This window comes from Pseudomonas sp. OST1909 (assembly GCF_015277575.1).
GTDB lineage: Bacteria > Pseudomonadota > Gammaproteobacteria > Pseudomonadales > Pseudomonadaceae > Aquipseudomonas > Aquipseudomonas synxantha_A.
Genome location: NZ_CP063780.1, coordinates 3,084,504 through 3,097,551 on the forward strand (window position 1 = coordinate 3,084,504; position 13,048 = coordinate 3,097,551).

A 13,048-nucleotide genomic window follows, 5' to 3' on the forward strand; every position below is an offset into this window, starting at 1 on the left:
CTCGCGAGAAACCCATAGGCGCCGCGTTTATTCAGGACGTACGCGTTATCGTTGACGTTTTTCGCGAGCAAGCTCGCTCCTACAGAGGCCCAGGGCAAGCCCCTTCCACATTCCTGATCGTTAGATGTGTGCCAAGGCTTGGGCTAAGTCCGCTCGCAAATCCTCCACATCCTCAACCCCCACCGACAACCGCACCAACCCATCACCAATCCCCAACTGCGCCCGCGTGGCCGCCGGGATGCTCGCGTGCGTCATGATCGCCGGGTGTTCGATCAGGCTTTCCACGCCCCCCAGGCTCTCGGCCAGGGCGAAGATGCTGACGTTCTCCAGAAAGCGCCTGGCACCGGCCAGGTCACTGTTCAAATCCACCGAAATCATCCCGCCAAAACCGCGCATTTGCTGCTTGGCCAGCGCGTGCTTTGGATGGGATTTCAGGCCGGGGTAATACACCTTCGCCACTTGCGGTTGCTGTTCCAGCCAGGTGGCCAGCTCCAGGGCATTGCTGCAATGGCGCTCCATGCGCAGCGCCAGGGTTTTCACACCGCGCAGGGTCAGGAACGCATCGAACGGCCCGGCAATGGCACCGACCGAGTTTTGCAGGAAGCCCAGGCGTTCGGCCAGGTCCGGATTGTCACCGACAACGGCGATACCGCCGATCACATCGGAATGCCCGTTCAGATACTTGGTAGTGGAGTGCACCACGATATCGAAACCCAGTTCCAGTGGCCGCTGGATCCACGGGCTGGCGAAGGTGTTGTCGGCCACGCAGATAATTCCGCGGGCACGGCAGATGCGTGCGACGGCGCGCAGGTCGGTGAGGCTCAGCAGCGGGTTGCTCGGGGTCTCGACCCAGACCATGCGCGTGTCGTCCTGCAACGACGCTTCAAAGGCCGATAAGTCGCTCAGGTCGACATAGCTGAAACGGTGCCCAGCGCTGCGCTGGCGCACCTTGTCGAACAGCCGGAAGGTGCCGCCATACAGGTCATTGCCCGAAACGATATGCGCACCGGCATCGAGCAATTCGAGCACGGTGGAAATCGCCGCCAGCCCCGAGGCAAATGCAAACGCCTGGCTGCCGCCTTCAAGGTCGGCCACGCAGCGCTCCAGGGCAAAACGCGTGGGGTTGTGGGAGCGGCCGTAGTCGAAGCCCTTGTGCACACCGGGGCTGTCTTGCAGGTAAGTGGAGTTGGCGTAGATCGGCGGCATCAGCGCGCCCGTGGTCGGGTCGGGTGACTGCCCGGCGTGGATCACACGGGTGGCAAACGCGCTTTTATCGGGCTGACTCATGCAAGGGATCTCCGTAGGTGATTAAGCAGGTCGACGCGGGTGATCAGGCCATGGAAGCCCGAGGCGTCGGCAATAATGGCAACCAGGCCGCGATCCAGCTCCGCCTGCAACTCGGCCAGGCTGGCGCTGGGGGGCAGGGTGTGCAAGGTGTCGGTCATGGCGCTGGCGACGGTCATGGAAAAGTCCGCCGCGTCATGGTGCAGGCCCAGCAGAATGTCCGATTCGTCGATCACGCCCGCCAATTGTTGGCCGTCTACCAGCACCGGCAGTTGCGACACATCCGCCAGGCGCATGCGTTGGAACGCGGTGAGCAGGGTGTCGTCGGGGCTCACGCTGATCACGCGGCCGTCTTCGAAGCGGCGGGCGATCAGGTCGCGCAGGTCGCCGTAGTGTTTGTACTGCAGCAGGCCGGCGTCGTTCATCCATTGGTCGTTGTAAACCTTGGACAGATAACGCGTGCCGGTGTCGCACACAAAGGTCACCACGCGCTTGGGTTCGGTTTGCTCGCGGCAGTAGCGCAAGGCAGCGGCGAGCAGGGTGCCGGTGGACGAGCCGCCGAGAATGCCTTCGGCCTTGAGCAATTGGCGGGCGTGATCGAAGCTTTCTTCATCGCTGATGGAATAGGCATGGCGCACGCTGGACAGGTCGGCAATCGATGGGATGAAGTCTTCGCCGATGCCTTCCACGGCCCAGGAGCCAGGCGTTTCAAGTTGCCGGCTGCGGCTGTATTCGGCCATGACTGAACCCACCGGATCGGCCAATACCATCGTGAGATCGGGCTGCACACGCTTGAAAAAACGCGTCAAGCCGGTGAGGGTGCCGGCCGAGCCGACGCCGACCACGATCGCGTCGACATCATGTTGGGTCTGCGCCCAGATCTCCGGCGCGGTGCTGGTTTCGTGGGCCAGCGGGTTGGCCGGATTGTTGAACTGATCAGCAAAGAACGAGCCCGGAATATCCTTGGCCAGGCGTGCCGCTACGTCCTGGTAATACTCCGGGTGGCCCTTGCCCACATCGGAGCGGGTGATGTGCACCTCGGCGCCCATGGCCTTCAAGTGCAGGACTTTTTCCGTGGACATCTTGTCGGGCACCACCAACACCACCCGGTAACCCTTGGCCCGGCCGACCAGCGCCAGGCCCAGGCCGGTATTGCCGGCGGTGGCTTCGATGATGGTACCGCCAGGACGCAAGCGCCCATCACGCTCGGCGGCGTCGATCATGGCCAGGCCGATGCGATCCTTGATGGAGCCGCCAGGGTTTTGCGATTCAAGCTTTAGAAACAGCGTGCAAGGGCCGGTATCGAACCGGCTGACCTTGACCAGCGGTGTGTTACCGATCAGTTCAAGTACGGCAGGACGGGAAAGGGTAGGCATGTCGTCACCTGGTTACGGGATGGGCACAGGGTGGGGGACAGCAAATCACAGCATGGCTTGAAACATAGGCCGGTATCGCCCGGGTCGCAACCGGGCGGTCCGATGCATGACTTTTTTTGGCGCATAGATGATGCGCGGGAGGGGAGAGGGTGGAGATCAAATGTGGGAGTTGTCGAGCCTTGGCGAGGCTACGAAAGCGGCGGTACTGCCGGCATTCATGTTGCCTGACCCACCGCCATCGCGGCCTCGCTAAAGCTTGAGCGCTCCCACATCGGCGTTCAGCCATGGCCATTTCCAGACATAGCAGGACGCTTTTATGGCTCTATCGGACGAGCTATCGGACCTTCAGCCAATGTTTCATAAACGAGCCCCAAGGTAACCATGTCAAGTTGCCTGTGGAGTTATTGGCTAGGTTAGCCTCATCAGAGCCAAAGGCTTCAATATTTCCAAGCGTCCCAGTGGTAATAAATACGACCGTGTTGGCTTCAGCTGCTGTAAAGAGGTTTTTGGCCCTCTTTCCTTGTTCCAACTCCTTCACAGGATCGCCTTTTATCGGCCCGACGATGTGCGAGTTCTTGGGCTGCGCAAAATCCCTGTACAAGCGACCATAGTCTCTGAATTGTCCGAGTCGTCTAAGTCTGGGGATCAAGTTCGGGAAGGTTCTAGCCAGAAGGTTTCTGGCCATCGCGATTCCAGAGCGCCCCAGGTACAGGGCAAGATAGGCGACTTTTTGAAGGAGCAGGGCCCCACCGCCCAATACTCCTGTGCCCAAGGACACCCAGGCGAGAATACGCGAGAGTTCAGGATTGGTATCTTGGATAATCACCGACGCGATATTTGCCGCTAATGACACGACCGCTAGCCCGACCAGCGCAGCCGTAAGCACTAAAGATGTGCCCCCGCTTACGATGGCGGCCAATATGCCAATTGCACCGAAAATCCAGCTGCTGAATTGAGTAAAGCCCTCGATCGAGAGGGGGCCAGGCTCTCGCCCTTGGCCCTGCCATTGATTCCACAAAGCGTTATTCACTGAAAAATGTCCGCTGGGGTCGCTGAAATTGACTGGATCACCCTCGGCGCAGTAGGCATAGAGATTAGGGCCACCTGGCCCGAAAGGGCTGAGGCTGTCCGGGGTGTAGAAACACATGCTGGAAGCTGAGTAATAGCGTCCTTGCCCGCCCGCCCCCAAAACGTATTGACCCGTATCGGCATCAAGGAATTCGCCCTTGAAACCCAGCATGGAATCGGTCGCAGCCGGGGATTGCTCGCCGTATGCGGTATAGGCGTGATGCCTGAGAGTTTGCGCCTCAAGGTAATAGCTGGTCACTACCGTGCCATGGGGGTCTCTGAGTTCAAACAGGGTTGTTTTCTCGCCCGAGCGTTTGATCTGTAAAACCGTACAGCCCTCGCTCCCGGGGTTCAGCTCCCGGCTGCTGTCGTTATCCGCAGTGGAATATTCTCCACACACCGATAGCCCGTCGTAGATGAGTTGAGTTTGCTTGCCACTGTTGTCCCGGATCATCAGGCGGTTGGAGGGATCATAGCTATAACGGATACTTCCGGCCTTGCTCAATCGACCGCGCCAGTCATACGCGTATTTTTTTCCCGAAGCGTCCTGTATCACCCGCCCGGCCGCGTCGTAACTCAATGTGGCGGCTGCGGGGTAGTCCGAATGGGTGTTCTTGACTGTCGTCAACCGAAAACCGTTCAGGCTGTCGTAGGTGTTGGTTGTGGTGTTCTTGAATCCAACGAAGCTTGTGACGCAAGTGGTGACATTCCCCAGGGCATCGTAAGTAAATTCTTGCTTGTCGATGTCCTGGTTTTTTGGGGTCTTGGGTCGCCATACACCCGTGGTGGTATAGGACTTGAGTCGCCCGCCCGGCGTGTAAGCCATGATGCGTGAACCCAGCACGATGTTGTCCTGTTTCAACAACACCGATTTCAATTTGCCGTCGCGGTAATACGCGCTCTCCATGTTGAGGTCAACTTTGCCACTGAGTGTAAATCGGCGACTGGTTTCACGCCGTTCTGCGTCGTAGGTGTATGTCACATCGAAGGTGACCTTCGGATCGGTTGAGTTAAAAGGACCAATAATTCGCTCCTCACTCAAAAGTCCCTGACTGTCATAATCATGGCTACATGTAAAATGGAAATTGTTGACCGCTCTGCGCTGGTCGGCGCCGTAAATGAAAAGTGACTTAAGACCTTTCGGGTCTGTGCTGGTGAGCAGACGTCCCCCCATTGAGTAATCGGAAAGTGTCTCTTTGGCTTGACCAGGCTGAGTTTGTATATGCTGACGGGTTACATGTAGATTGGCGTCATGATTGTACTCGAGAAACTTATCGCCCTCGCTCGCTGACGAGATCTTCTGTGCCCCATACGCGTAGGTGTAAGATTGCTGCTCGGTGCGGTTGGTCGTCCCGGTGTTTGCCAAACGGTTGCCAAGTTCCTTGATGTATTCATGTTGGAGTAGAGTGCCATCGGCGGTTTGGGTTGAAGCAGGGACTGAGCTGGCGCCTATATAAGTATAAGTTTCAGTGCACGTGCCGCGGGTGAGTGAGGTGACTCGGCCCCAACTGTCGATGGTGCGTTTGCCCAGTATGTGGCGTTTATTCGAGAATTCGATATCGATCTGGGTGGCTTCGGTCATCAGCCAGTGTTTAGGGTAAGTGTAGTAATAGGTGTAGACCAAGCTGGGAGCCAGTATTCCGTTGTTCTTTTCGCTATGTTTTTCGCTCAACAGACGGCCACTGCCATCGTAGGTATAGTCAATGGTGGTGTCGCCCAGTTCGCCGTCCGTGTGCAGTTGCTTGATCTGCCTGGCACGGGTGTAGGTGGCTGTTTGGGTCTGGTAAACGTTGCCGTCCTGGCCTTTCCATTCAATCTTCTTGATGGTCTCATCCAAGTTATAGGTGGTAATCATTCTGTGCTTGTCTGTTGCCTTTCCGGTCCACTGTGTAAGCGTCAGTGCGATGGGGTCCTTGAGGTCGAAATCTTCCTTGCCATCACTGTAGCGTCGGCCGCTGACCTGATTCCAGTCATCGTATTTCAACTCCTGCCACTCATGAAGCTGGGGCGGCAAACCCTCCTGGTAATCAAACTTGGTTTTACGCAGTTCACGCCCAATACGGTCGTAGGTGACGGCCATGGTTTGTTTTTTTTGGCCACCTTCGATCAGGTATTCGCTGACCAATCGGTCCTGGCCGTCGTACTGACTCAAGCGGGTTTGCCCATTGGGCGCGGTCACTTGGATCTGCCCGGGCGCCGGGTAACTGTAGGTGGTGACCTGGCGATAGGTAGTGCTCTGCGCGCACACTGTCAAGGTGCTCAGTTGACCGTTATTGTTGTAGCTGTACTCGGTGCGGTTGCCGTCAATGTCGACTTGGCGAATGAGGCGTCCGTCAAGAGTGCTATTGGTTTCCGATGAGGTGCGGCTGTTACCGTGTTCATCGGTTTCGGTCGTTGTGGTGGTAAGTTCGATATTACCCACGCCCCCCAAGGCATAGGCGAACGAACGTAGAGGGTCACTCACCAAGGGCGCCAAATATTTATTGCCCAATGTCGACCGGCGGATGCTCTTCACGCGTCCGGTGCGAAAGTCTTCGATGACAGTGCCTTCTTCTGTAAAGTTAGCCTCGTAGTATTCGTACTGTTGGCCTACAAACGCGGCATCGGCAAGTCTATCCGTCGCTAAACTGCATTCTAACGTACTGTAAAGTTTGGTCCCCAGCAGGTCCTGCATTTCATACCGGTAAAGTTCAAACTTGGCAACATTACGTAAGGTAGGGATCAAGTCTGGCAATCCAGGGATGATTGCCAGTAAACCGGGTGTTTCGACAAACTTGGTATCCAGGGCGTCAGATGCGAATGGGCTATAATATGTACGGTCTTCGGTTTCCCACGGGGTGCCCGGTTGGTCATTTGGTTCCTGCTTGGAAGTGCGTGCGATTGCGCTTAGTAATGCGCGGGCCCTTAGCGTACCGGCGCTATTTTTCTGAAAATTGTAAAGCGGTTCTCCAGGCGAGCGTAGATAGTCCATCTCGCTGGTAATGTTCTGTTGTTGGTTTTTGACAAGGCCAGAGCTATCGTTAAAAGAATTCTTGTTTGTCGTTGTCCGGCTTCTATTCGCTTGCTGGTAAGTTACTTTGGTTTCACGATTGTGAAGGCCAGCATCCATATTCATAATATACGTCGTCAGGGTTTTGGCAGAACCTTGGGAGAGCGTCTCCGCCTCGACGTCATGGTTACCGTTGTATTGATAAACTGTGGTGCGAATTGCCGGTACGCCCTCAGTCATGATCGTCCGGTATTTTTTTTCATCTTGGCGCTCATACGTATAGGTTGTAATAACAGGCGTGCCGCCACCCGCTGGGGTGAGCGTGTGAGTACTGACGCAAGGCAACGCCGACAACTTTGGATTGTCCGGAAATGTCAGTCCGTTGTCTTTATATTCGACCGCTTCTTGGAGTCCGTCGAAATTGGTGATCTTGTTCAACAGCCAGCCACATACCGGATGGTCCAAATACTCCAGGGTGGTTTTGTGAGTATCCCCGAGGGTGACGGATTGCAGGGCGTAATCTTTAAGTGCCAACGTGTAGGTGAGGGTGTGAGTGGCATTATCAGGCCAGAAAATAATTTTGACCGTCCCAATGGCCGGCGATGTATCCGGCGCGGGGGTCGTGTATTCAATTTTGAGCAGGTTTCGCTTGGTGCTGTCCGTGATGCCTGTTAATTGAATTTGATAATGCGTTTTGCCCTCGATAACGTGGGGCGTTGATATCCATGTAAAATATAAGTTTTTCGACAGTTCAAGGTCGAGGCCGTGTTCATAGGTTGTCAATATTTTGGGTACATAGATGCCTGTATTGTCCAGCAGCTCCAATACTTCACATCTTTTGTCCTTGCGCGTTACGGTCAGTTGGTTTTCGGACCAGGAGACTTTAACGGCATCGTTTTGTGGGTTCGGATTGACACCTTCTTTTATACTTATTGTTTCGCCGGAATGCAATGTTAAAAGGCTACGCGCAACGCTATACGTGGTTACCCTAACAAAAAAGTCATCCCCTATTCCGAAAAGGTTATTGACGGTGGGGGCACCGTGAAGCCCCATTTCAAACACAGGGCCGCTGCCGTCGTTACCGACGATCGAGGGAAGGGGAATAAAGGCCTCGAACAGGCCTGTGCGTGGATCGACCACGTTGCGTTTTTGAGTGGTGGCGTTAAAAATCGGATCGTTTTCGGAATCGCTAGGATCCGTACCCATTGGATTGTGGGCCATGTTCATTTCCTTATGTCGTAGTAGGCCCCTTCGTGGGGCGATGTTTACGACTTGAAAACTACACGGCCGGTAAGCCTGCAGTAACTGTAAGAGTTCACAGTATTTTATATTAAATAGTTTTTGAGTTTATTTTTTAATCTCCTTTGCGAATAAGGATGTTTGTGATCTGTATGACAGTTGGCGGCCTTCAAGTTCGGATCGATATCATGCACATCAACGTCCGGCCACGGCGTCTTCTATAGCTGCAATATCAATCTTGGTCATCTTCATCATCGCCTCAAACGCACGCTTGGCCACGACAGGATCTTTACTGGTGACCGCATCGACCAACACCCGTGGCGAAATCTGCCACGACAACCCCCACTTGTCCTTGCACCAACCGCAAGCACTTGCCTGCCCACCATTGTCGATGATGGCATGCCACAAGCGATCGGTTTCTTCCTGGTCATCCGTAGACACCTGAAAGGAAAACGCCTCACTGTGCTTGAACATCGGGCCGCCATTGAGGCCAACGCAGGGGATACCCAGCACGGTGAATTCCACGGTCAGCTCATCGCCCTGTTTACCCGCCGGGTAGTCGCCAGGCGCATGGTGAACGTTCCCCACTTTACTGTCGGGAAAGGTGTTGGCGTAGAAGGTCGCCGCCTCCAGGGCATCGTTGTTGTACCAGAGGCAGATCGTATTTTTGTTGTTCATCGCAAGGCTCCTCGGGTTGGAAGGTGCGTGAAGTCTAGACGATAACCGCGGGCGTTCTGCCCCGTTCAGAACCGCTCATCCAGGATCGCCGGTAAGGTGATGTCCTTGACGAAACTGGCCGGGGACAAGTTCAGCGTCATGCGCACCACTTGCACCACGTCATGCACAGGAATCGACTGGCCCTGATCGCGTTGCGCTGCCACTGCGAGGGGTGTGCTCAACGGGTCTTCGGTGTTCAGGTAACCCAGGTTCAGGCAGGTCACGCCCAGGCGCTGATGCCGATAGCCTTCACGCAAGGCATCGGCAATCCCGCGCAACGCAAACTTGGAGGCACCGAAGGCCACCTCCGGGCGGCCACTTTGCGGCAGGCCGGAGGTCGAGCCAGTCAGGATGATCCGTGGGTTGGCACTGTCGAGCAGCACCGGCAGCAGGCGTTTGATCAGCAACAAGGTAGCGGTGATGTTGCACGTGACAATGGCTTCGAGCTGCTCATCACCGTCGGCCAAAAAGTTGTACGCCGGGTCGAAGGCAAATTCTTCCCAGATACCCAGGTTGTAGATCAAGGTATCCAACCCGCTCTCGGCTACCGCGGCCTCAATGGCCTGGGCAGCTTTGGCGGGTTCGGCCAGGTTGGCTTCGATCCAGCGCACCTGCACATCAGCCTTGTGGTTGAGCTGTTCAGGACGGCTGCGGGATACACCGATCAGCGTATCCCCGGGTTCGCCCAACCCCTCGATCAGCGCCTTGCCCAGGCCTTTGCTGGCGCCAACTACCATGGTTTTCATTACGCGTCTCCTTGACTGAAGCGCGTAGTTATAAGGCAGTTGGGTGGGGCTTTCCAGCGTGGTGTTCAGGCTTGCACGGCTTCCCGGCAAGTGTGTAAACCCGCACGCCGCGAGCGCCAGGCCAAACCCAGCACCATCATCAAGCCCAGGCCCGCCATGATTGCACCGGCCAGGGAAATGGCCGGGTAGCCCAGCCCGGCGTTGATCACCGCGCCACCCAGCGCCGCGCCAATCGCATTGCCAAAATTGAACGCGCCGATGTTCATCGCCGACGCCAGGTTAGGCGCATCCTTGGCGGCCTCCATCACACGCATCTGCAACGGCGGTACCAGCGCAAAACTGGCGGCACCCCATAGCAGGATCGACACGGCGGCAGGCAGCGGCCATTGCATCAGCATCGAGAAGGCCAGCAGCACGGCAATCAACACCACCAGCGAGGTGATCAAGGTACGGTCCACCGAGCGGTCGGCCGACTTGCCGCCCCACACGTTGCCCAGGGTCAGCCCGATACCGAACAGCACAAGCATCCCGGTGACGAAGTTGGTCGAGGCGTGGGTGACGTTGCGCAGAATCGGCGCGATGTAAGTGAACACCGTGAACATCGCGCTGGAGCCCACCACCGTCAGCGCCAACGCGGCCAGCACCGGCCCGCGGCCCAACACGCGGATTTCCGCCATCAGGCTGCCGCCTTTAGGCGCGGGTGCATTCGGCAACGCCCACCACAGCGCCGCCATTACCACCGCACCGAGGCCGCTGATACCCCAGAACGCCGTGCGCCAACCAAAGTTCTCGCCAAACCAGGTCGCCAGCGGCACGCCGCCGATGGTCGCCAAGGTCAGCCCGAGAAACATCGCCGCGACCGCTCCCGCGCGTTTCTCCGGCGCTACCACGCTGGCTGCCACAATCGAACCAATGCCGAAAAACGCCCCGTGGTTCAGCGACGTCACCAGCCTTGCGATCATCAAGGTCTGATAGTTGGTGGCCAGCGCCGACAATAAATTGCCCAAGGTAAAAATCGCCATCAGCCCAATCAGCAAATAACGACGCGGCACTCTCGCCGTGGCAAGGGTCATGATCGGCGCGCCGATCAGCACGCCCATGGCATAGGCACTCACCAGCAGCCCGGCGGCTGGAATGGATACGCCAAGATCGGCGGCAATACCGGGCAACATGCCCATGGGCGCAAACTCCGTGACCCCGATGCCGAAGGCACCGATGGACAAGGCTACAAGGGGTGGATTGATACGCATGGTTGACTCCTCATCTGTGTGCTGAATGCTACAATCCAGCCTTTTCAAGCAGTAGCCCTTGCTTGGGAACTACAGCTTTGCGCAGGAGGCACAAATGGACATCGGCGGTCGGTCAGGAGAGATGGAAGTGTTCGCCATGGTTGCCGAGCACGGCAGCCTGTCGGGCGCGGCGCGAGCCCTGGGGCTGACGCCATCGTCCATCAGCCGCATCATCACCCGCACCGAAAAGCGCATCGGCACCCGACTGCTGCTGCGCACTACCCGCGCAATCACCTTCACCGCCGAAGGCGAAGCCTACCTGCGCGGCGCCCGGCGCATCCTCGCAGACATGGCCGAAGTCGAAGACGCCATCACCGACCAGGGCACCCCACGCGGCCGCCTGCGAGTCAGCGCCGCGCTGGCCCATGGCCGCATGACCATCGTCCCGCTGATCGCCGCCTTCAGCGCCCGCTATCCCGCCATCGTCGTCGACCTGATGCTCGGCGATGAAGTCGTGGACATCCTCGGCGGCCAGGCCGACGTCGCCATCCGCTTCGGCCCCCTCGCCGACAGCCCGCTGACTGCCCGCCATATCGGCTCCACCGGACAGGTGATCGTCGCCTCACCGGACTACCTGGCAAGGCATGGCACCCCGGTAACGCCGCAGGATCTACTCCAGCACAACTGCCTGCGCTTCAACTTTCGCCGAGCGACGCCGGATTGGCCGTTCAGGGTGGATGGGCGGGAGTTTTCGTTGAAGGTGGCGGGGACGATTGAGGGCAACAGTGGCGAGGCATTGGCACAGTTGGCGAAGCTGGGGGCAGGAATTGCGCGGATTGGGGCGTTTAGTGTGGTGGAGGAGGTGAAGCGGGGGGAGTTGGTGGTGTTGCTGGAGGACTTTAACCCGGGGGATGTGGAGCCGATTCATGCGGTGTTTGTGGGGGGAGGGGCGATGCCGGCGCGGGTGAGGGCGTTTGTGGATTTTTTGGTGGAGCGGCATGGGGTTTGATGGAGGGTGACGAATCCCTGCAAATAGCAGTTATTCGTTTTTGCCTAAAAAATCAGGGTAATTTTAATTGGAACATGAAAAAAAACACTTGCAATGATACGGTCATGACCTCTTCGAGACTATCGGGTATTGCTATGCCTACTATCCAGTCCATGCGTTTACCAATACCTGCGAACTGGCAGGATTTCGAAACGATCGTCAGAGACGCTCAGGCGCTACGCTGGTGCAGCGTAAACTTGCAGAAAAACGGTCGGCCCGGCCAGGCTCAAAATGGAGTAGACATCTATGGCGCAGACAATATTGGGCGGCCGGTAGGGGTTCAATGTAAATGTTATAGGGAGCAGTTGAAACTTACAGATGTCACGTCTGAGATTACAAATGCCGAGGGATTTGGGGGGCGATTGACAGCGCTGTTTATCGCGACCGCAACCGATCACGATGCAGTCCTCCAGCAACAAGTGCGAGACATATCTGACGCCAGAGTGGCTCAAGGACTGTTTGCGGTATCTGTCATTTATTGGGACGAAATTGTGGCTAGCCTACTACTGAATCCTCAGGTGTTTAAAAACCACTATCCACAGATATCATTACCATCTGTAAAGGTGTCTGACCCAGACCGAATGATCGCTGCATTGGAAATTGGCTATCACGGCGGTGAACTGTGGGAGGGTGTAGAGCTCATTCATGGTAGTGTTGGCAACATGGTTAACCAAGATCCCGATGAATTAACTACAGTCATTCAGGGGCTAGAGCGCCGTACCCAACAGATATTTCCACCAAAAGACAGCAGCATAATACTTGAGTCACTTGCGCTCGTTAGAAAAGTTTGCCTTTCTGAAAAAAATACTCCTGCTGACTGGAAAACAGTCAAGCTTCACGCTGATCGAGTATCGACGCGTTTCCACAAAGCCGGCTCATGGCTAACGAATGAAGAAGCCCTAGTGCTCGATATGGGGCTCCGCCTCGGAAGCATCTATTATAAAAGTATTGAAATCCCTTCAGTTAAAGTCAGAAAGGCAATGAAGTCTCAGATGCAGGTAATACTAGGGGATGAAATTTTTTCAGCGATTGATGATGAATTTGAGGCGGCAGGATCATTGTCAGATGGTTTTAGGTGGGCGATGCGGATGTACACTCTGTTAAATAGGGGGATTCGCTATCGGTTGTGAGTTCAACTGGATAAGTTTATTTTTAACTTGTGGGGTTTTTGGCTTGAGTGTTTGAGCTAAGCTAACAAGCCGTGGCAAAGTTATCTGTGAAGTTCAATTCCGGAGGGCGTGCGCGCTTTGTTAGGCAAAATGATCAAACTTGCAACTGGCTCTTCGAGGTGTGGTAAATGACTTTGTGTATAAGGTATTTTAGAAGTTTTTTTTGTCCAAGGTCAGGTGTAA

At 56.1% G+C, this 13,048-nt stretch carries 8 protein-coding genes; 2 read left to right on the forward strand and 6 right to left on the reverse strand.

The features are described from left to right. Positions 1 to 120: 120 nt before the first annotated feature. The 6 genes from IH404_RS13385 to IH404_RS13410 form a co-directional block, all read right to left on the reverse strand. Positions 121 to 1,287, reverse strand: a complete 1,167-nt coding sequence (locus tag IH404_RS13385; protein ID WP_194440604.1) for a cystathionine gamma-synthase — start codon at positions 1,285 to 1,287, stop codon at positions 121 to 123. Beyond that, entirely contained in the window at positions 1,284 to 2,660 is a 1,377-nt protein-coding gene (locus IH404_RS13390; RefSeq protein WP_005787970.1) for a cystathionine beta-synthase, read from the reverse strand. Before IH404_RS13390 ends, IH404_RS13385 begins: the two co-directional genes overlap by 4 nt. A gap of 334 nt (positions 2,661 to 2,994) precedes the next feature. Continuing rightward, entirely contained in the window at positions 2,995 to 7,938 is a 4,944-nt protein-coding gene (locus IH404_RS13395) for an RHS repeat-associated core domain-containing protein (protein WP_194440605.1), read from the reverse strand. Positions 7,939 to 8,151: 213 nt separating this feature from the next. Next, positions 8,152 to 8,634, reverse strand: coding sequence for a VOC family protein (locus IH404_RS13400; RefSeq protein ID WP_005787974.1), 483 nt, complete (start codon positions 8,632 to 8,634; stop codon positions 8,152 to 8,154). Positions 8,635 to 8,699: 65 nt separating this feature from the next. Continuing rightward, positions 8,700 to 9,419: an SDR family oxidoreductase gene (locus IH404_RS13405; protein ID WP_005787976.1), complete on the reverse strand. Its 720-nt coding sequence runs from the start codon at positions 9,417 to 9,419 to the stop codon at positions 8,700 to 8,702. A 65-nt stretch (positions 9,420 to 9,484) separates the two neighbouring features. Beyond that, entirely contained in the window at positions 9,485 to 10,669 is a 1,185-nt protein-coding gene (locus IH404_RS13410) for an MFS transporter (RefSeq protein WP_194440606.1), read from the reverse strand. A 94-nt stretch (positions 10,670 to 10,763) separates the two neighbouring features. Between IH404_RS13410 and IH404_RS13415 the strand changes: the two genes are divergently transcribed. Together IH404_RS13415 and IH404_RS13420 are read left to right on the forward strand one after the other, a co-directional pair. Next, on the forward strand, positions 10,764 to 11,657 hold the full coding sequence (locus IH404_RS13415; RefSeq protein WP_194440607.1) for a LysR family transcriptional regulator: 894 nt from the start codon (positions 10,764 to 10,766) through the stop codon (positions 11,655 to 11,657). Beyond that, entirely contained in the window at positions 11,657 to 12,826 is a 1,170-nt protein-coding gene (locus IH404_RS13420; RefSeq protein ID WP_005787982.1) for a hypothetical protein, read from the forward strand. Before IH404_RS13415 ends, IH404_RS13420 begins: the two co-directional genes overlap by 1 nt. The last annotated feature ends 222 nt before the right edge of the window (positions 12,827 to 13,048 follow it).

Bases quoted from the DNA above. Each gene is read 5' to 3' on its own strand.
- IH404_RS13385 (WP_194440604.1), bottom strand. From the start codon at position 1,287: ATGAGTCAGCCCGATAAAAGCGCGTTTGCCACCCGTGTGATCCACGCC.
- IH404_RS13390 (WP_005787970.1), bottom strand. From the start codon at position 2,660: ATGCCTACCCTTTCCCGTCCTGCCGTACTTGAACTGATCGGTAACACA.
- IH404_RS13395 (WP_194440605.1), bottom strand. From the start codon at position 7,938: ATGGCCCACAATCCAATGGGTACGGATCCTAGCGATTCCGAAAACGAT.
- IH404_RS13400 (WP_005787974.1), bottom strand. From the start codon at position 8,634: ATGAACAACAAAAATACGATCTGCCTCTGGTACAACAACGATGCCCTG.
- IH404_RS13405 (WP_005787976.1), bottom strand. From the start codon at position 9,419: ATGAAAACCATGGTAGTTGGCGCCAGCAAAGGCCTGGGCAAGGCGCTG.
- IH404_RS13410 (WP_194440606.1), bottom strand. From the start codon at position 10,669: ATGCGTATCAATCCACCCCTTGTAGCCTTGTCCATCGGTGCCTTCGGC.
- IH404_RS13415 (WP_194440607.1), top strand. From the start codon at position 10,764: ATGGACATCGGCGGTCGGTCAGGAGAGATGGAAGTGTTCGCCATGGTT.
- IH404_RS13420 (WP_005787982.1), top strand. From the start codon at position 11,657: ATGGAGGGTGACGAATCCCTGCAAATAGCAGTTATTCGTTTTTGCCTA.